The sequence below is a fragment of the Streptomyces sp. NPDC050842 genome, assembly GCF_044456565.1.
Taxonomy (GTDB): Bacteria; Actinomycetota; Actinomycetes; order Streptomycetales; family Streptomycetaceae; genus Streptomyces.
In genome coordinates, this window is the sequence record NZ_JBITGA010000001.1 from 373,186 (window position 1) to 390,797 (window position 17,612).

A 17,612-nucleotide genomic window follows, 5' to 3' on the forward strand; every position below is an offset into this window, starting at 1 on the left:
GCCAGTGCAAGCACGAGGGGATACGGTCCCGCGGATTCCGGAGACCGCTACCTCTGCTGCGCCGTGTCCCGGGCCTGCTGGGCGATGTGCTCCAGGACGGCCTTCGGGTCGGCGGAGGGCGCGACGGCCTTGCCGATGTTCCGCTTGATGGTGTCGCTGACCTGGAGCCAGGACGGGTCGTTGACCGGGTAGAGCTCGGCAGTGCGCAGTGCGGTGAGGAACTGCTCGGCGCTGGGGTCCGCCGCCGCGTACTGGGATGCCTGGGTGGCGGACACCGTCGACGGCAACAGGTGGTAGCGCCCGGCGAACTCGCTGATGTTCTTGTCCTGGTAGACAAAGTTCAGGAACGAGCCCACCAGTTCGCGATTGCCGTCGTGCTTGAAGGCCATCATCCAGTCGGCCACGCCCGCCGCCGGCGGGGTCTCCCTCTCATCCAGTGTGTCCGACACCGGCATGCGCAGGGTGCCGACCTTCATGCCCTTCGCCCTCGCCTCGTGAAGCAGTGAGGGATAGCCGTTGACCATACCGACGTCGCCGCGCAGGAAGGCGTCGAAGGCGTCCTGCCGGTTGAGCTCGGCCGGCGGGACCGGGCCGGTAAGGGCCGGCGCGACCAGGTTGGCCTTGATCCAGCGGAATGTCTGCGCGTTCTGCTCGGACGCGATGCTGTACCCGCCGCTGGTGTCGGTGTAGCCGCCGCCGTTGCTCAGTTCCCAGATCAGGGCTTCGGCGTGCGCCTCCTCGGGGCCGAGCGGCAGGGCGAACGGGTAGAGGACGCCCTCCTTCTTCAGCGCCTTTGCCGCGTCCGTCAGGTCCGACCAGGTCTTCGGCGGCTTCGCGCCTGCCTCGTCGAACAGCTCTTCGTTGTAGAAGAGCAGCCGGCTGCTCGCCACGAAGGGCAGGCCGTAGAGTTCGCCGTCGACCGAGCCGGCCTCCGCGAGGGGCCGCAGGAAGTTCGCCTCCGTTCTGATCGACATCACCTCGCTGGCGGCGTAAAGGCGGCCCTGCGCGGCGAAGTCGGAGTACGCACCCATCAGCGCCACGTCCGGGGCGTTGTTCTCCTTGACCATGCGGGTGACCTCGCGGTCGATGTCGGCCCACGGGTAGAGCGTCACCTCGACCTTCATGCCGGGGTGGGCGGCGGTGAAGGCGGTGGTCAGCTTGTCCCAGTACACCTTGGAGGTGGTCGCGGGGCCGGCGCCGTACTCGGGTGCCACCAGGCGCAACGTCGTCGGTTCGCCACCGGACGAGCCGCAGGCGGTGACGAGGGAGCCCAGTAGTCCGAGCGCGGCCACGGAGGTCGTCAGGCCGGAGAGTCTTCGTCGCATGGGTCTTTCCTCTGGATCTTTTTTGGACAGTGCGTCCGGAATTCTCTCCTGGCCCGGGGGTGAATTACGCCCTCTGTCGAATGTTGTGGTCATAGCTCCAAGCGAGAAGATTCCGCATGGTGTTTTCCGATATATGCCGGCGTCCATTCGACGCGCGTAGAAATCCGTGCCCGACATTCGACCTCTGGGATACGTCGCGGCACGGCCGCAGTCGTGGACATGCGCCGGAGGAGGGCGGTCAGTTGCTGCCTGTGCCTGCGTGCGTGTGGCGGGCTCCGTTCAGTACGGAGTCGAGCAGGCCGGGGAACAGTGCGTCCAGGTCGTCGCGGCGCAGCCGCACCATTCGGGACCGGCCCTTGATGGTGGTCCAGGTGACGCCCGCCTCGCGTAGTACCCGGTAGTGGTGGGACAGCGTCGTCTGGTGGACGTCCAGGTCGCCGCCGATGGCGTTGCAGCTCTCCTCGCCGGTCACGGCGAGCCGTTGGACGATCTCCAGTCGCACCGGATCGGCCAGCGCACGCAGCACCTCCACCATCCGGATCGCCTCGGTCGCCGGCTGGGACACCTCGCGCATCGTTCTCCTCCCTCCTGGCAGGTCTCCAGGGTAGCCATTCATTGATGCATGGACAACCATCCATGTGTCACTTACCGTACCTATCGCCTACCTCCATGCCACTCCGGAAAGGCGGCACGCTCCATGCTGAAACGACTCCTGCCCCTGGCCCTGGCGACGTTCGCCGTCGGCACCGACGGCTATGTCATCGCGGGCCTGCTCCCCGCGATCGCGGCCGACCTGGGGGTCTCCACCCCGGCCGCCGGCCAGCTGGTGACGGTCTTCGCCCTGACGCTGGCGTTGTCAGCGCCGATCATGGGGGCCCTCACCAGCGGCCTGGACCGGCGGTCGGCGTTGCTGATCGCGCTGGCCGTCTTCGTGATCGGCAACGCCGCCACCGCGCTCGGGACCGACTACGAGGTGGTGATGGCCGCCCGCGTCGTCACCGCCGTGGGAGCAGGCGTCATCACCGCCGCCGCCTCCAGCACCGCGGCGGCCATCGCACCGCCGGAACGCCGCGGCCGGGCACTGGCCTTCGTGCTGGGCGGCCTCACGTCGGCGACCGCGCTCGGACTGCCGCTCGGCACACTGATCGGTCGCGCCGACTGGCACGTCACCCTGTGGGCCGTCGCCGGAATCGGGCTGCTGGCAGCCGTCGGGATCGCCGTCGGCTTGCCCAGGGTGACGCTTCCCGCCGCCTCGCTGGCCGACCGTCTGCGTCCGCTCGGGCAAGGCCACGTACTGGCCCTGCTGGCGGTCACCTCACTGGCCTTCCTCGGGACCTACACGCTCTACACCTACATCGTCCCGGCCCTGTGGGACGCCACCGGCGGCAACGAGTCGCTGCTGACCCTCGTCCTGCTGGCCTGGGGTGTCGGCACCCTGGCCGGGAACATCACCGCCGGACGCCTGGTCGACCGCCACGACTCCGCCCGCGTCCTCACCGGCGCCCTCGCCCTCGGGACTCTCGTCCTGGCGCTGAGCCCCCTGGCGACCCGCGCCCTCGTGCCCACGCTGATCTGGGCGGCGGTCTGGGGCGTGACCATCGGCGTCATCGTCGTCCCGCAGCAGCACCGGCTCGTCGCCCTCGGCCCCGCCGCCGCACCCGTCCTGCTCGGCCTCAACTCCTCCGCGCTCTACGTCGGGGTCGCCCTCGGCGGCGGACTGGGCGGGCTGGCGCAGGAATGGTTCGGGCTCGCCCCGGCCGAACTGGGACTGATCGCCGCCGGAGTCACCGCCCTGACCCTCCTGTGGCACCTCGGAACCACACGTCACCCCGCCGCATCCGAATCCGTGACGCCGGCACCGACCTCGGACCAACCGGAGGAGGCCAGGGCGTGACGCGTCCCGCCACGCAGTCGGTCTGCTGCTGTCCGTTCGGGACGAGACGGAGGACGGGCTTACGACTCGTCGGCCACGGTGTCGCCGGAGGACGGGACCGCCCTCCTTCTGCGGTACACCACCATCCCGCACACCGCGAGGACGAGGGCGGCCACGGCGGACACCCCGAGGGCCGTCTGCTCGGCGAAGAGCCTTCCCAGCACTTCGAGCATGCCGAGCCCCGCCGTCGCGTAGATCAGCGCCCAGGCCGCTCCGCCCACGAACAGGGCGGGGAGGTAGCGCGGCAACGGCATGCGCATGCTGCCCGCGAGGAAGTTGGCGGCGGTCTGGAATCCGACGGTCAGGAACGAGGCGGCCACCACCGGCGCGCCCCACCGCTGAATCGCCCGCTCGGCGCGCCGGAACTTCTCCGAGGAGATCCGCCCGGCGAACCTGCTGCGCCGGGCACCCGCGGCGGCAAGCCACCCGACGGCGAACGTCCCTCCGGCGCGAAGCAGGATGATGACGTACAGGGCTCCGGCCGTCACCGCGATCTTATCCACGACGCCTCGTCCCGGGCGCCGGGCCGGAACCCGTGTCCGTCACTCGCATGGGCGTTTCCGCCCCACCGGGCGCACGACGCGCACAAGCTCGGTCACTGTCTCTCACCTGCGCCCTGCCTCTGCCCGTTCCGTCTTCTGGGTTCCCACCTGCGGCACCGGAACCCGAACCTGCACGCCAAGGTTCGCATGCAGGGAAGGCCAGCCTAACCGAACGTGTCTACGGCGGATACAGCGTGGTCGTAGGCCGTCGGAGACGGCTCAGAGCAGTCGGATCAGCTCGCTACCGTGGCGGCGGCGAGTGCGTCGACTACCGCGCCGAGCCGGCCGTGGCGACGGAAGACGGCACGCTGGCGGGCCGCGCCGCCACCGTCGGTACGGATCCGGTCCCACTGCTCGCGTACCCAGTCCGTGTCGCCGGTCGCGTCCAGGCCCGGGCGCGCGTGGTCGATGAGCGCGTCCACGAGGTCGACGGCGGGTCGCTCGCGGCCGTCCGCCGGATCCATGCCGGTCCCGCGGAGGCCCTGCTCGGCGGCGAGCCGATGGGCCCGCAGCAGACTCGGGTCGGGGACACGGGGTGGCGGAACTTCCGCGTCCACGTGGGGCAGCAGGCCAGTGGCGAGCCCGCGGACCAGGAGGGCGAGCAGGACCACCGTGTCCAGGTCGGCGTTGGTGTCGGCGACGCGCACCTCGAGGGTGGGGACGTGTTCGGAGGGTCGGGCGTGCCAGTACACCATGCGGTTGTCGAGGAGTGTCCCGTTCCTGACCAGCCTGCCCACATGGGCGGCGTACCCGGCCTCGTCGAGCATGGGCGTCGGGCCCACGGTCGGCCATCTGGCGTGCTCGACGGCGCGCCAGCTGTCGTACCCGGTGTCCCGGTGGTGGGCGTAGGGGGAGTTGCCGGCCAGGGCCTGGAGGATGGGCAGCCAGGGCCGCATGTGCAGGGCGAGTGCGAGTGCCCGCTCGTGGTCGAGGGTCCCGACGTGGATGTGGCAGCCGCAGACGAGTCCGTCGTCGGACGTGACCAGAGAGGCGAAGCGCCGGGCCATCAGCCGGTACCGGTCGTCGTCCGTCACCGTCAGCGGTTCCTCGGGCGGCAGTACGGGCGTCCCGCAGGCCACGGGCCTGCACCGTGACTTCGCGGCGGCCGCGCCCACGACCCCGCGCAGCCGGGAGAGTTGGGCGCGGAGGTCGTCGCGGCACGCGGTGGGAAGGGTACAGATCTCGATCTGTGCGTCGAAGAACTCGGCCTGTACCTGGTCGCCGAGTTCGCGGGCGGCGCGCCGGATCACTTCCGGCGCTCTGTTGGCGGGGGCGCGGGTCGCGCGGTCCACCAGCACGAACTCCTCTTCGACACCCATCGTCAGGATCGTCATCGCAGGCTCCTCGCTTCGGCACGCGAGTACCCCGCGCGGGCCTTGCCATGCATGGCCGGCGCGGGTACCGGGCGCTCCTGAACCGTTCACCGGTTCCGTGTCTGTTCGCCCTCCTACCGGGTAGGCGCGGCGATGACAGCACGAGCAGGAAGGAGGCCCGCAGATGAGTGGGCACGCCGACGGCCGGAGGGTACGGGACCCGAGCGGGCTCTCGGACGAGCAGTTCCGGACGCTGATGGCGGAGGCCCGCGCCGAAGCGCGCCGACTCTTCCTCGGCACGCCGCCTCGGGAGGAACCGGACTTCGCGCTGCGCACCCAGCACGCCGAGTTCGGTGCCGCCGCCCATTGACCTGACGGAGCACTCCCCGCCTGCCCTGGCGAACCCCTCTGCTTGATGGACCACCCACTCCGTGACGACCTGGACGACAGGAAAGAGGCACAGTGATGAGCAAGGTGGAGCAGACGATCGATGTGGATGTCCCGCTGCGGAACGCGTACAACCAGTGGACGCAGTTCGAGGAGTTCCCGCAGTTCATGGAAGGCGTCGAGGACGTCCGGCAGCTCGACGACCGGCACTGTCATTGGCGGACCCGCGTGGCCGGGGTGACCCGTGAGTTCGACACCGAGATCGTCGACCAGTTGCCGGACGAGCGCATCTCGTGGCGCACGGTCGGAGGTGACGTCCGCCAGAAGGGCGTCGTCAGCTTCCAGCCCCTCGACGAGGCGCACACGCGCATCCGGCTGGCCATGGACGTGGAGCCCGACGGCATGGCGGAGAAGGCCGCCGGCGCGGTCGGTGTCCTGGACCGGCGGGTCAAGGGCGACCTCAAGCGGTTCAAGGGCTTCATCGAGGAGCACGCGCACGAGACCGGCGGCTGGCGCGGCCGGATCCGCCCCGGCGACTCCGCCGGCGGCACGGAAGACGCGGCGGTCGCCCCCGAGCGGAAGGCCCCCGGCCCGATGATGTGAGGCAGGGGAACGCACAGCGGTGATGCCCTGACGCCACGGTTTCGCGGCGGGTGTGAAGCCACGAAACCGTGGCGTGGCCCTGCGCCTTCCGATACGGGCCGGGCCTGCGAGGCTCGGGCGTGGTCACGTACAACGAGGACCACTGCCAGTTCCGCAGCGTGCGGTTCCAGAACTCGGCGGAGAGGACGTACGTGTCCCAGCTCACCGGGTCCTGGAACCGCCGCACCTCTCTCCGTCTACCTGAGGCAGCGCGAGTCACCGGAGTCGAAGCCGGTGGGAGCGCCCACACGTCGACCGGGGTGGAGGGGTGGCCAGGCGGCCTGGCCGGCTTGGCGGCAGGGCCACGCCGTGGGATCGGAGTGGCCCTGGGCCTTGTCGGTTCGGCCGGAGGGGGTGCCGGCGCGCCGCCCGGCTAGTAGTAGTGGCGTCGGCCGCCCACGGCGTGGCCCATGGATCCGAGGATCCAGAGGGCGGCGCCGATGACCGCCAGGATGATCCCGATCGTCCACAGCACGGAGCTGCCGATGAGGAAGCCGATGATGAGCAGAATGACTCCGACGAGGATCATGACGTGCCTCGATCTCTGGATGGGGGCCGGGCTCGTGGTGAGACCACAGGCGCGCGGCGGGCGATTCCGGGATGTCACATCACCCATGCACCGCGTCTGCCCCGATCCCGCGAGTCCATGGGTGTTCCGGCGGTACATTCCCCGACGGCGTCCGCCGGGACCTGCCTGCGGATTTCGCCTCACGACCCGGCTCGCTTCGACGTCTCGGGGTTCTTGGACAGACTGCAGCGGACGAGGGCGGTCGCGAACCGGGCCAAGTCCTTCGGAGGGACATGGCGGGCGAGGCCGGCCGGGGTGTGGGGGAGTCCGAGCTCGGCGGCGGTCGTGAGGCAGCGTTCGTCGAAGTACGGGCGCAACTCCGGCCACACGGCCTGGGCTTCGCGGCAGAAGATGTCCGCGCCCACCGGCCCGATGCGGGGTACCTCCCGCAGCAGCTCGCGCAGCCTCCCCGCGTCGCCCTCGGCCTGGTCACGGACGTTCCGCAAGTCGCCGTCGAAGCGGTCGAGGAGCAGCTCCGCGCCCTCTCCGAGCGCGGTCGCGGTGCTCTCGTCGTAGCGGACGTAATGCGCCCGCCCGAGGGCGTCCACGCGCTCCTGCCAGCTCGATTCCGCCATCGCCCGGGGCGTCCGCAAGCCGGCCGTGAACAGCTCGCGGGCGGCGGCGGTTGCCGTCCCGGCCCTGATCCGGATCGAGCAGAGCACCGTGAGGACCAGCAGTTGGTACAGCGGGGCGGGCTTGTCGCGGAGGGTGATGCCCGCTTCGTCGGCGTACGTCCGGCCGTGCTCCCGCAGCAGCCGGGTGATCATCTCGCTCGTGTTCATCGCAGTGCCTCTTTGCCTCTTCCGCGGACAGCCCGGTTCGGCGGCGGAACATCCTCTTCATGACGCGGCCTCACCGGCGGCGGCGATCTGCCCGTTCCCCGTCGCGGTCGGAGCGGATGCGGGTGAGCGAGTAACCTCCCCGCGGTTTCCGGCCGTCGAGCCGGAACGACGCGTGGCCGTGCTCCAGGGCGGTGGCGATCGGGATCGGTTTGTCGTGACGGTCGGTGGTCGCGTCGTGGATCTGGACGACGAAGCGAGGCCGTTCGGCCGATGTCGGGTCAGCGCCGCCCATGACAGCTTCGCCGTCATGGCCTCCTCCTGGTGTACGGGCAGGGGCCGGGGGCGCCCCGGAACGGAACCGGGGCCCTGAGGGGCGACTACCCCGACGGCGAGCGGGCACCCCACGCGTAACGGTCGCGGTGGCGGGTAGCCGGTCAGTGTGAGGCGAAGGAGGCGGTGCGGCATGACGCGGACGAAGACCGGGCCGCCCACCCGTCCGATCCCGCGGGATCCTTCGGATCCGAGACCCCCGCCTCCCCCTCGCCCCTTCCCGGCCGACCCGGAGGCGCCGACGCCCCCGCCCCGGCCGCCCCGGCCGGCGCCGGGACCGGCGCCGGGACCCGTTCCGCCGGCCTGACATCCCGCCTGCCTGCCCAGGACGCCGGAGGAGCGCTCATGCCACTCCGCGACGGAGACGGTCCGCCGCCGCGCTGAGCGAGTGGGGGCGCGGGGCGGGACTCCAGGGATCCGCCTCCAGGAGCCGGTCCGCGTCGGCGAGGGTCCATCGGCGGGCGTCGAGGTCCGGGTCGTCGAGATCGTCCCAGGCGAGCGGAGCGGCGACGGGGGCGCCGGGGCGGGCCCGCACCGCGTACGGGGCGACGGCGGTCTGGCCGTACGCGTTGCGCTGGATGTCGAGGTAGAGCCGCCCCGCCCGAGCCTTCTTGCGGGCCTCGGTGGTGAGCCGGTCCGGGTGCCGATCGGTGAGTACGCCCGCGACGTCGGCCGCGAAGGCACGTACGTCGTCGAAGGGCGCGCGACGGTCCAGTGGCACGAGCACGTGCAGTCCGCGCGAGCCGGTGGTCATGAGCACGGAGGGCAGCGCGATCTCGTCGAGGAGGCCGTGAAGCCACCGCGCTGCCTCGCGTACCGGGGTGAAGTCGTCGTCGGACGGGTCGAGGTCGAAGACCAGCCGGTCCGGATGGTCCGGCCGGTCGGCCCGCGAAAGCCAGCGGTGCGGGGTGATGCAGCCCTGGTCGGCGAGGAGGACCAAGGTCGCCGTGTCCTCGCACAGGACGTACCTGACGGTGCCGCCCTCCTTGGGCAGTTCGGCGCGGTGGACCCAGTCCGGGAAGTGCTCGGGAATCTCCTTCTGCATGAATCCCGGGTCGTCGATGCCGTCCGGGTGGCGCTCCAGCATGAGGGGGCGGCCGCGCAGGTGAGGCAGCATCCGCCGGGCGACGGTGCGGTAGTACGCGGCGAGGTCGGCCTTGGTGATGCCGTCGTCGCCGAAGAGCACCTTCCCCGGTCGGCGGACCTCGACGGTCCGCCGGCCTGCTTGCACCTGGTATGCCGCGTTCATGATGTCCTCCCGGCCCACGGGACCGACGCCGACGGTGCCGCCGCGCTCCCTGTTGCGGGCCACGGCCTCGTCGGCGTCGGCGTCGGATGACGAGCTCCGATCGGGCCGTCGTCCTGGCCCAGGTCATGGCCAGGCGGTGCGCAGCCGGTCCCTGTGCGCGGCGAGCCAGGTGCCGAAGGACTGGAGGTCCGGGTGGAGTTCGCGTACGGCGTCGATGTCACGGGCCTTGACGAAGTGGTCCTCGCAGTCGGCGTAGAACTGGAACATGTTCCCCGCCTCGTCGGCGCCGGGAAATCCCTGGGCGCGGAACTCGTCCGGTGTCAGCGGCCTGTACCGGACCCGGTCCCCGAGGGTCTCCTCGATCGCGGCTGCCATGTCGGCGACCTTGAGGTGTTCTCCGGCGATGCTCAGGGTGGCGGCGATGAAGTCGGTGCCACGGCGGAAGACGGCCAGCGCGGTCCTGCCGATGTCCGCGACGGCGATGCCCGACAGTTTGTGGTCACCCATCGGGTAGACCAGCTGGAGTGCCCCGTCCTCGCCGCGCTGCGGAGCGAAGTCGCTGAGCAGGTTCTCCCAGTAGAAGGTGGTGCGCAGGAAGGTGGTCGGTACGCCTTCTTCGGTGAAGTACCGGTCGGCCTCCGCCTTGCCGTCGAAGTGCGGCACCTTGTAGTGCTCCTGGAGCGTGGGCATCCGGTCGTCGTCCAGCGGGACACACGCGCGCGTGTCCTCGAGCGTGGACCAGATCGCGTGCTGGACGCCGGCGTGGGAAGCGGCCCGGGCGAGAGCCAGGGCCTGGGCCTTCTCCCGCTCGGCGGACATGTGCTCCCAGAAGTTCGTCACGAGGAAGGCGCCGTACGCGTGTTCGAAGGCTGGGGCGAGGCTGGGAGGATCGTCCATGTCGGCCCGGACGATGTCCGTGACGCCGAGGCGCTTCAGTTCCTGGGCGGGGTCCCCGTAGGGGTGGCGGGTGACGGCCCGTACCGCGAACTCTTCCCCTTCATCGGCCAGGACGGCCCGCACAAGGCCGCCGCCTTGCCTGCCGGTCGCCCCGATCACCGTGATGATCTTCTTCTCGGTCATGACTCGACTCGCCTCGCAGCCTCGCGGCCTCGCCGGTGTTGCGGACCTGGCCTTTCTCCTGCCTCCTGATCGGCTCCTGCCCGGGGCTTCGGCCGGTATGCACCGCGTCGAGTGCGTACGCGCCGCACCCTGGCCGCGTGCTCGATGGCCCTCGCCGGATCACTCCGCGTCGCGTGCGATGCCGAGCGCGAGCGCCTGCAGGATCGCGTCGGTCGGCGTGTCGGGATCGGTCCGGTCGTACGCGCCGGCGAGTGTCTCGAAGGCCAGCACAAAGCCGTTGATCAGCGCACTCAGCGGTTCGGCGAGTTGGCCGAGCATGGCCGCTGCCACTTCCGCCGGATCGTCGGTGTCCGGTACGACGAACCGCGTCGGGATGACCTCCCCGAGCAGGTCGGAGACGTAATCCGCGCCGACACCACCGCGCAGGGCCGTGAGCGCCGCGATGGCCTTGAGCTGAATGTCGTTCTCGGTCATGTGTCGAGCCTAGGAGGAAGCGGCGCCGGACGGGCGGGGTGAGCAGTGTGGCCTCCTGATGCCGACGCTCTTCCGCATCAACCCCTCCTGGCTGGGCAGGCGCAGTGCGGAGCCGACGGATTCGTCCTCCGACGTCCACCACCGCACCGCACCGCACGCATACGAGTCGAGGAGTCACCATGCATCGCGGTAGTCCGCACTCGACCACCGACAGCACCACCACGACCGCAGGGACCGGGTCCGCGTGTACGAGCCCGGCCGCGGTCCTCGACACGGCGTCCGCCGGGTGGCTGAGAGCCGTGGGACGCCTCGAGCGGCTCACGGTGGCGGATCCAGCGGTCCACGCGCTTCAGCGGGCCGTCCGAGCCCTTCCGCTGCACGGAGCCCGCGACCTGCTGCGGGGCCGGCCCCTGGGGCATCCGCTGCATCCCGTACTGGTGCAGGTCCCGGTCGGCTGTTTCCTCTCGGCCGGCGTGATGGACGTCGTTCCCGGGGGACAGCCGGCCGCCACGACGCTCACGGCCGTGGGTTTGGCCGGCGCGGCCCCCGCGGCCCTCGCCGGCTGGGTCGACTGGGCGGACCTGCCCCCGGAGCAGGCCCGGGTCGGGTTGGCGCACGCGGTGTCGAACGTCGCCATGATCGCCTGCTACGTGACGTCGCTGGGCGCGAGAATGCGGGGCCGCACGGTCAAAGGCCGCGTCTGGTCCTTCGCCGGGCTGACGGCGCTCGCCGTGACCGGCGCGCTGGGCGGACACGTGGCGTACCGGCGAACGGTCGCCGACCAGGCCGCGCCGCCGGCCGGGCCTTAGGCGGTGCCAGGCGATCCGCCCCCGTTCGGGAGATACTGCTCGTGCCGCCCTCCGCCGAGCTCCGTACGGAGCGTCCTCCGGCCGGGGACGGCTTGTGAGTACGGGAGGCGACATGCTGATCGGGCACAACGTGGAGGACGGCGTCCTGCACCTGGCGATCCTCCGCGACCTCGACATCTCCAGTCGAGCCGCGGCCACCCTCGAGATCGAGATGGCCCTGTTCGCCCACCGCCCGTACGGTCGAGTGAGGGTTCAGTTGCCCACCGCCGACCCTTCTCCGGCTTCCCTCAGCGTCCTCGCCCGTGCCCGTCGGCTGTGCGGCCGCCGGGGCATCCCGCTGGTCGTCGTCGGGCCACCGGATCTGGGCGGTCGCCGCGCCGGCCGCCGCGTCACCCTCCGGGAGACGTAGGCGGGGTACGGGGCGGGGTTACGGGGCGGCCAGAGGGACATACGCGAGGAAGAGGCACCGGGCAGCCGCTCCGGCCGGCGTCCTGCCTCCGGTCGCACAAGATCAAGGGTGAGCACGATGGGAAAGATGAAAGCGGCATTCACGCGCATCCGGGGGCTCAAGAAGGAGTCCGACGGCATCGCGCTGCGGAATCCTGCCCTCCAGGCGGAAGGCCGTCGTCTGCAGGAGCAGAGCGATGCCGGAGCGACGAGCGCGCGTCACAAGAAGCGGAAGGAAAAGGACCGCTGACCGAGGCCTCGCCCCGCCCGCATCGAGGGACCGGACGGCGGCCACAGGACAGGAAGGCTGACGACAATGCGCGAGCAAGGGAACCGGCGGCCTGAAGAGCACCTGCCCCGGGACACCGAGGACCAGCAGGTCACCGAGGGACAGGACCCGCTGTCCGTCCCCGTACCCGATGAGGTCGAGGCGGACGAGGAGCTTTCGAACACCGATCAGGCCGGTACTGGGCCGAGGGGAGCGCCGCGGGACGCCTCTGTGCATCCCGAGCATCCCACCCCCGACGAACCGGTCGACTGACGCGCGACGACCGCGACTGACGTACACCCGGGCAGACGCACGACGCCGAGGGGACGAGTCCTCGCGCCCCGGGTGAAAGGAGTGCACTCATGACGGAACGTGCGGAACAGGCCGAACGTGCGGAACAGGCCGAACGAGCGGAACGAACGGAACGACCCCTCACCGACGTCGGCCCCACGAGCGACCTGTCGGAGGTCTTCGGGCTCGCCCAGCAGTTGCGGGCCGATTCCGTGCGCGCCAGTACCGCGGCGGGGTCCGGGCATCCCACGTCCAGCCTGTCGGCCGCCGACCTCATGGCCGTCCTCATGACCCGCCACCTCCGCTACGCGTGGGACGCGCCCGACGACCCGGCCGCCGACCATCTGATCTTCTCCAAGGGGCACGCGTCGCCCCTGCTCTACGCGATGTTCAAGGCGGCGGGCGCGATCGGTGACGACGAGCTGATGACGACGTACCGTCGCTTCGGACACCGTCTGCAAGGCCACCCCACGCCCGTCCTGCCCTGGGTGGACGTGGCGACCGGCTCTCTCGGCCAGGGCGTCGGCTACGGCGTCGGCATCGCGCTGGCCGGCCGGGATCTGGAGAGGCTTCCGTACCGGGTGTGGGTGCTGTGCGGCGACAGCGAGACGGCCGAGGGGTCCGTGTGGGAGGCCCTCGGCAAGGCGGGCCACCGTCGGCTGGCCAACTTCACCGCCCTGATCGATGTGAACCGTCTCGGACAGAGCGGGCCGACCGAGCTGGGGTGGGACACCGATGCCTACGCCCGCCGTGCCGAGGCCTTCGGATGCCGGGCGATCGTGATCGACGGCCATGACCTCGAAGCGATCGACCGGGCCATGACCACGGCCGCCGACGGAGCGGCCCCCACGGTCATCGTCGCCAGGACCGTCAAGGGCCGCGGTGTGCCGGAGGTGGCCGACCGGGAAGGCTGGCACGGCAAACCGCTGCCGGAGGACGTCGCCGAGCGCGCGGTCGCCGAGCTGTCCGGCGGCCACGAGTTCAGAGCGCGCGGACCGAGGCCGCCCGCGGTCCCGTCCGGCCGCACACTCCCGGCCGCGGCCGGGACCGTGGAACTGCCCCGCTTCGACGTGGGGGACGACGTGGCCACCCGGGTCGCGTTCGGTCGAGCGCTGGCGGCCCTCGGCGCCCGTCCCGACGTCGTCGCCCTGGACGCCGAGGTCGGCAACTCGACCCACGCCGAGGACTTCGGCAAGGCCCACCCCGAGCGGTACTTCCAGACGTACATCGCCGAGCAACAGATGATCGCGGACGCGGTCGGCATGGCCGTACGCGGGTTCCGCCCGTACGCCACCACGTTCGCCGCCTTCCTCACCCGAGCCCACGACTTCATCCGCATGGCCGCCGTCTCGCAGGTCACCCTCGCCCTGTGCGGGACCCACAGCGGTGTCGAGATCGGCGCGGACGGCCCGTCCCAGATGGGCGTCGAAGACCTCGCCATGATGCGGGCGGTGCTCGGATCCACCGTCCTGTACCCCAGCGACGCCACGTCCGCGGCCGCGCTGACGGCGGCGATGGCCGACGTGGACGGCATCTCGTACCTGCGCGCCACGCGCGGGGCCTACCCCGTCCTCTACGCCGACGGCGAGACCTTCCCCGTAGGCGGGTCCAAGACCCACCGCCAGGGGGAGAACGACCAGGTCACGCTCATCGGAGCCGGGGTCACTCTCCACGAGTGCCTCGCCGCCGCCGACCAGCTGGCCGACGAGGGCGTCCGGGCCCGGGTCGTCGACCTGTACTCCGTCAAGCCGATCGACGTAGACACCCTCACCCGGGCTGCCCGGGAGACCGGCGCCCTCGTCGTCGCCGAGGACCACCACCCCGAAGGCGGCATCGGTGAGGCGGTCCTCTCCGCCCTCGCGGCGGCAGACGACCACCCCGGCGTCGCGCACCCCGCCTTCGCCCACCTCGCCGTCACCGGCCTGCCGGGCTCCGGCGAGACCGACGAGCTCCTCGACGCGGCAGGCATCTCCCGCGCGCACGTCGTCCGGGCCGCGCGCGCCCTCGTCGCCGCCCGGAAGTGAACGACCCCGAGAGCTCCGCCCCGATTCTCGGATACCGTGTCAAACCCGCAGAAAGTGGGCATCTCTCTCTCAGGACGCTCGACAGACGGACCGCCGCCGCTCCCTTCGCGACCGCGGCGGCAGGCCCACCGCCACCGTCGAAGGAGCTCTCATGTCGACCGTCAGAGCCCTCTCCGTCACTTCGCGCTCCGCCGCCCCGAGCCCATCCGTGGTGGCGCCACACGAGGCGGAGGCCTCGACGCGCCAGGCCGCGCTCGACGGGCTTCCCGAGCCCGTACACCCCACCGCCGTATCCACGGACGACGCCCGCACGCTCTCCGTCTCGCTCCTCGCGCGACTGAGGGAGCTGGACGAGGGAACCCCGGAGTACGCGTACGTCCGCAACACCCTGGTGGAGCTCAACCTCAGCCTCGTCAAATTCGCCGCCCGGCGCTTCAGGAACCGTGCCGAGCCGATGGAGGACATCGTCCAGGTCGGCACGATCGGCCTCATCAAGGCGATCAACCGCTTCGACCCCGACCGGGGCGTCGACTTCTCCTCCTTCGCGCTCCCGACGATCACCGGCGAGATGAAGCGTTTCTTCCGTGACACCAGCTGGGCCCTCCACGTCCCACGACGCCTCCAGGAGCTGCGGATCGACCTGGCGAAGGCCGCCGACACCCTGGAGCAGCGCCTCGGCCACCGCCCCACCAGGGCCGAGATCGCCACCTACCTCCACCTCACGGAGGAGGACGTCGCCCAAGGCCAGCTCGCGGCCCATGCCTACAGCGCCCACTCCCTGGACATACCCGCCGGCGACGAGGACGCGGCCCCCGGCGCGAGCGCCCGGCAGCTCGCGACGACGGAACCCTCCTACGAGCTGATCGAGTCCCTCACGGCGCTCCGCCCGCTCATCGCCCTGCTCGACGCCCGCGACCGGCGCATCCTCGAACTCCGCTTCGGCGAGGAACTCACCCAGGCGGAGATCGGCCGACGCCTCGGCCTCTCCCAGATGCATGTCTCGCGCTTGCTCAGCCGCATCCTCGGCGAGCTCAGGACAGGCCTGCTCCAGGACGGCGCCACGGCGGACGGGACGGAAGACTGACCTCCACCCACACCACCTTGCCCACGTCCCCCGGGCCCTTCGCCTCGCTGCCCCACGCACCGGCCAGTCGGTCCAGGACCATCAGACCGTGCCCACCGGGCAGCGCGGGCGAGCGGCCCACCAGGACGCGCGGATGCTCAGGGCTCGCGTCCGCCACCTCCACCCGCAGCCGGCCGTCTCCGTGCCGCAGCACCAACTCCTGAGGGCCGCCCGCGTGCAGACACGCGTTGGTGACCACCTCCGACACGAGCAGCAGGACATCCTCCACCCGCTCGCCGGCCTCCTCGCTCTCCGCCGGAATCCAGCCCCAGTCGGCCAACGCCTCGTGCGTGAAGTCCCTGCACCGCGCCACCACGCCCCGGGTCCCGTACAGCCCGAGCCGTCGCACCTGCTCCTGATGGCCGTCAGCGCTCTCGGCCATGGATCCCGCCACCTTCGTGACCACGCTCGGAGAGTGCCTCGGCCACGGTCTCGTACACCCGGAAGACCGACCGGGCGCCGGTGATCTCGAACATCCTGGCCACCGGCCGGCGGATCTCCGCCAGCTCCAGCCGTCCGCCCGCCTCCTGCATCCGCAGACGTGCCCTCAACAGGGTGTTCAGCCCAGACGAGTCACAGAACCGCAGGGCCGAACAGTCGACGACGATCCTGCCCGCTCCGAGGTGCTCCTCCACCGCCTTCCGCAGCGGCTCCATCGTGTCGCGGTCGAGTTCGCCGGCGATAGCCAGGACGACCGTGTCCGCGTGTGTCATGGGGCGGATGTCGACCGTGAAACGCTCGCGCGGGGACGACGTCCCCTCTTCCTCTTCCTCCCCGTCCCCCTCCGTCACCATCTCGTCCCACATCGGCCGACCTTCCTCGCACCTGTCGTTCTCCCTCCACCTTCGCAGCGAGCCGGTGTTCTGTCGCGAGGAGCGTCGGCCACGGCCGGACCGGTGGAATACCCCGCCGGATCCGGGGCAGGCGCCATGACATGGCCAAGCGCCGCGAGGAGACCCCCGGCCCGCCCCGACGGCCGGGCGAGGACTCGATGGACGAAGTGGCGACCAGGATTCCCGGAACGGCCGCCGCCCCTGAATCACCGGGCCGGACGCGAAGAGACGGGTGAGTTCCATGGAAGCCGGAGATCTCCGTCTCCGCGTGGAGACGCGTCCCGGCGGGCGTCCCGGCACCGTGGTCCTGATGCTGGACGGCGAGCTCGACGACGACACGGCCGTCCTCCTGCGGAACGCGCTCGAAGAGAACGTCGGCGCGGAGCGCGTCGTCGTCGACTGCTCCGGTCTGCGGTTCTGCGATTCGACCGGCCTGAACGTCCTCCTGCACGCACGGTCGCGGATGCTGGCCGAGGGAGGGCGGGTGGAGCTCTCGGGCCTGCACCCGCCGGTGGACCGGATGTTCGAGATCACCGGGGCGCGGAGGGTGTTCCGGGAGTACGCCGACCCCGGCACCGCGTCCGACGGGCGACGGCCGAAGGCGTAGTCACGCAAGGGCCGCGCCTCAGGGTTCGTCGCCGTCGAACGGGGCAGCGGCCGTATATGACCAGCCGGAACGTGCGGCTCGGGCAGTCCACCGATCGCACCCGCCGCTACGCACTCACGGAGGGCGCGGGCGTGGCGCGGAAGTGCCGAGATCTCACGCAGCAGGCGCTGAGTGACTGGTTCGGAGCTGCGGGCCGTCCCGGGCGGATCGCCGCCGGGGACGCGCTGCTGTTGGTGTCGGAGCTCGTCACCAACGCGTTCGCGCACGGCGGCGCCCCGTACGAACTGCGCCTCGACCGCGCTGACGGTCGGCTGTGGGTCCAGGTCAGCGACACGAGCCCGGTACCGCCGCGGCCCCATGGACCCCATCACGCGGACCGGGCGTCCGGTCACGGGCTGTACCTCATGGAACGGCTCTCCGCGGCCTGGGGCTCGGTCCCGCGCGGAGGCGGCAAAGCGGTGTGGTTCGCGGTGGAGGTGCTCCCCAGGGCTCGGCAGTCGTGATCGTTCTACAGTGGAGGGGTGGCATGGGACCACCGCGGTGCACCCCGCACTCGGGCCCGCACCACGATCGCCCTGTGCGAGG

Annotated in this window: 23 protein-coding genes and 2 pseudogenes; 12 read left to right on the forward strand and 13 right to left on the reverse strand. The window is 71.2% G+C overall.

All coding sequences use genetic code 11. The features are described 5' to 3' along the window. Nucleotides 1-47 precede the first annotated feature (47 nt). Nucleotides 48-1,325, reverse strand: coding sequence for an extracellular solute-binding protein (locus tag ACIBG6_RS01760; RefSeq protein WP_399220481.1), 1,278 nt, complete (start codon nucleotides 1,323-1,325; stop codon nucleotides 48-50). Between the two features lie 238 nt (nucleotides 1,326-1,563). Beyond that, nucleotides 1,564-1,899: an ArsR/SmtB family transcription factor gene (locus ACIBG6_RS01765; protein WP_399220482.1), complete on the reverse strand. Its 336-nt coding sequence runs from the start codon at nucleotides 1,897-1,899 to the stop codon at nucleotides 1,564-1,566. 123 nt (nucleotides 1,900-2,022) lie between these two features. Here ACIBG6_RS01765 and ACIBG6_RS01770 point away from each other — a divergent pair, with 123 nt between their 5' ends. Next, nucleotides 2,023-3,219 (forward strand): MFS transporter, encoded by a 1,197-nt coding sequence (locus tag ACIBG6_RS01770; RefSeq protein ID WP_399220483.1) that lies wholly within the window; start codon nucleotides 2,023-2,025, stop codon nucleotides 3,217-3,219. Between the two features lie 59 nt (nucleotides 3,220-3,278). On the opposite strand, the gene ACIBG6_RS01775 is transcribed toward ACIBG6_RS01770, so the two are convergent. Beyond that, a complete protein-coding gene (locus tag ACIBG6_RS01775; protein WP_399220484.1) occupies nucleotides 3,279-3,761 on the reverse strand; it encodes a DedA family protein in 483 nt (160 codons plus the stop codon). Nucleotides 3,762-4,033: 272 nt separating this feature from the next. Further along, nucleotides 4,034-5,134 carry a glutamate--cysteine ligase gene (locus tag ACIBG6_RS01780; RefSeq protein WP_399220485.1) on the reverse strand — a complete coding sequence of 367 codons (1,101 nt, stop codon included), beginning with the start codon at nucleotides 5,132-5,134 and terminating at the stop codon, nucleotides 4,034-4,036. 163 nt (nucleotides 5,135-5,297) lie between these two features. Here ACIBG6_RS01780 and ACIBG6_RS01785 point away from each other — a divergent pair, with 163 nt between their 5' ends. Beyond that, nucleotides 5,298-5,483, forward strand: coding sequence for a hypothetical protein (locus ACIBG6_RS01785; RefSeq protein WP_399220486.1), 186 nt, complete (start codon nucleotides 5,298-5,300; stop codon nucleotides 5,481-5,483). 95 nt (nucleotides 5,484-5,578) lie between these two features. Further along, nucleotides 5,579-6,103, forward strand: coding sequence for an SRPBCC family protein (locus tag ACIBG6_RS01790; protein ID WP_399220487.1), 525 nt, complete (start codon nucleotides 5,579-5,581; stop codon nucleotides 6,101-6,103). Between the two features lie 181 nt (nucleotides 6,104-6,284). Here ACIBG6_RS01790 and ACIBG6_RS01795 read toward each other — a convergent pair. Continuing rightward, nucleotides 6,285-6,362, reverse strand: a pseudogene (locus tag ACIBG6_RS01795) (hypothetical protein); the annotation flags it as partial. On the opposite strand from ACIBG6_RS01795, the pseudogene ACIBG6_RS01800 reads away from it, so the two are divergent. After that, nucleotides 6,326-6,411 (forward strand): annotated as a pseudogene (locus tag ACIBG6_RS01800) (DUF6766 family protein); the annotation flags it as partial. The pseudogenes ACIBG6_RS01795 and ACIBG6_RS01800 sit on opposite strands and share 37 nt — an antisense overlap. A 104-nt stretch (nucleotides 6,412-6,515) precedes the next feature. Here ACIBG6_RS01800 and ACIBG6_RS01805 read toward each other — a convergent pair. The 6 genes from ACIBG6_RS01805 to ACIBG6_RS01830 all read right to left on the reverse strand — a co-directional run bounded on the left by ACIBG6_RS01805 (nucleotide 6,516) and on the right by ACIBG6_RS01830 (nucleotide 10,625). Then, nucleotides 6,516-6,671 (reverse strand): DUF6131 family protein, encoded by a 156-nt coding sequence (locus ACIBG6_RS01805; RefSeq protein ID WP_399220488.1) that lies wholly within the window; start codon nucleotides 6,669-6,671, stop codon nucleotides 6,516-6,518. A gap of 179 nt (nucleotides 6,672-6,850) precedes the next feature. After that, entirely contained in the window at nucleotides 6,851-7,492 is a 642-nt protein-coding gene (locus tag ACIBG6_RS01810) for an endonuclease (RefSeq protein ID WP_399220489.1), read from the reverse strand. Between the two features lie 70 nt (nucleotides 7,493-7,562). Beyond that, entirely contained in the window at nucleotides 7,563-7,784 is a 222-nt protein-coding gene (locus ACIBG6_RS01815; RefSeq protein WP_399220490.1) for a hypothetical protein, read from the reverse strand. Between the two features lie 381 nt (nucleotides 7,785-8,165). Continuing rightward, nucleotides 8,166-9,071 carry a non-homologous end-joining DNA ligase gene (ligD, locus tag ACIBG6_RS01820; RefSeq protein WP_399220491.1) on the reverse strand — a complete coding sequence of 302 codons (906 nt, stop codon included), beginning with the start codon at nucleotides 9,069-9,071 and terminating at the stop codon, nucleotides 8,166-8,168. A gap of 123 nt (nucleotides 9,072-9,194) precedes the next feature. After that, entirely contained in the window at nucleotides 9,195-10,151 is a 957-nt protein-coding gene (locus tag ACIBG6_RS01825) for an NmrA/HSCARG family protein (RefSeq protein WP_399220492.1), read from the reverse strand. A 159-nt stretch (nucleotides 10,152-10,310) separates the two neighbouring features. Further along, a complete protein-coding gene (locus ACIBG6_RS01830; protein WP_399220493.1) occupies nucleotides 10,311-10,625 on the reverse strand; it encodes a hypothetical protein in 315 nt (104 codons plus the stop codon). A gap of 179 nt (nucleotides 10,626-10,804) precedes the next feature. On the opposite strand from ACIBG6_RS01830, the gene ACIBG6_RS01835 reads away from it, so the two are divergent. From ACIBG6_RS01835 to ACIBG6_RS01860, 6 genes are all read left to right on the forward strand, one after another. Then, complete coding sequence (locus tag ACIBG6_RS01835) at nucleotides 10,805-11,434, forward strand: DUF2231 domain-containing protein (RefSeq protein WP_399220495.1); 630 nt, start codon at nucleotides 10,805-10,807, stop codon at nucleotides 11,432-11,434. A 112-nt stretch (nucleotides 11,435-11,546) separates the two neighbouring features. Beyond that, nucleotides 11,547-11,843: a hypothetical protein gene (locus ACIBG6_RS01840; RefSeq protein ID WP_399220496.1), complete on the forward strand. Its 297-nt coding sequence runs from the start codon at nucleotides 11,547-11,549 to the stop codon at nucleotides 11,841-11,843. Between the two features lie 126 nt (nucleotides 11,844-11,969). Further along, complete coding sequence (locus tag ACIBG6_RS01845; RefSeq protein WP_399220497.1) at nucleotides 11,970-12,131, forward strand: hypothetical protein; 162 nt, start codon at nucleotides 11,970-11,972, stop codon at nucleotides 12,129-12,131. A gap of 66 nt (nucleotides 12,132-12,197) precedes the next feature. After that, nucleotides 12,198-12,422, forward strand: a complete 225-nt coding sequence (locus ACIBG6_RS01850; RefSeq protein WP_399220498.1) for a hypothetical protein — start codon at nucleotides 12,198-12,200, stop codon at nucleotides 12,420-12,422. An 89-nt stretch (nucleotides 12,423-12,511) separates the two neighbouring features. Continuing rightward, nucleotides 12,512-14,464, forward strand: a complete 1,953-nt coding sequence (locus tag ACIBG6_RS01855) for a transketolase (protein WP_399220499.1) — start codon at nucleotides 12,512-12,514, stop codon at nucleotides 14,462-14,464. A gap of 151 nt (nucleotides 14,465-14,615) precedes the next feature. Further along, nucleotides 14,616-15,548, forward strand: a complete 933-nt coding sequence (locus tag ACIBG6_RS01860) for a SigB/SigF/SigG family RNA polymerase sigma factor (RefSeq protein ID WP_399220500.1) — start codon at nucleotides 14,616-14,618, stop codon at nucleotides 15,546-15,548. Here ACIBG6_RS01860 and ACIBG6_RS01865 read toward each other — a convergent pair. After that, nucleotides 15,496-15,969: an ATP-binding protein gene (locus ACIBG6_RS01865; RefSeq protein ID WP_399220501.1), complete on the reverse strand. Its 474-nt coding sequence runs from the start codon at nucleotides 15,967-15,969 to the stop codon at nucleotides 15,496-15,498. The genes ACIBG6_RS01860 and ACIBG6_RS01865 overlap by 53 nt on opposite strands. After that, on the reverse strand, nucleotides 15,953-16,393 hold the full coding sequence (locus ACIBG6_RS01870; protein ID WP_399220502.1) for an STAS domain-containing protein: 441 nt from the start codon (nucleotides 16,391-16,393) through the stop codon (nucleotides 15,953-15,955). Before ACIBG6_RS01870 ends, ACIBG6_RS01865 begins: the two co-directional genes overlap by 17 nt. A 268-nt stretch (nucleotides 16,394-16,661) precedes the next feature. Between ACIBG6_RS01870 and ACIBG6_RS01875 the strand changes: the two genes are divergently transcribed. Together ACIBG6_RS01875 and ACIBG6_RS01880 are read left to right on the forward strand one after the other, a co-directional pair. Continuing rightward, on the forward strand, nucleotides 16,662-17,027 hold the full coding sequence (locus ACIBG6_RS01875) for an STAS domain-containing protein (RefSeq protein WP_399220503.1): 366 nt from the start codon (nucleotides 16,662-16,664) through the stop codon (nucleotides 17,025-17,027). Nucleotides 17,028-17,083: 56 nt separating this feature from the next. Further along, the gene (locus ACIBG6_RS01880) at nucleotides 17,084-17,530 is read left to right on the forward strand and encodes an ATP-binding protein (protein WP_399220504.1); all 447 of its coding nucleotides are present in this window, start codon (nucleotides 17,084-17,086) and stop codon (nucleotides 17,528-17,530) included. Nucleotides 17,531-17,612 lie beyond the last annotated feature (82 nt).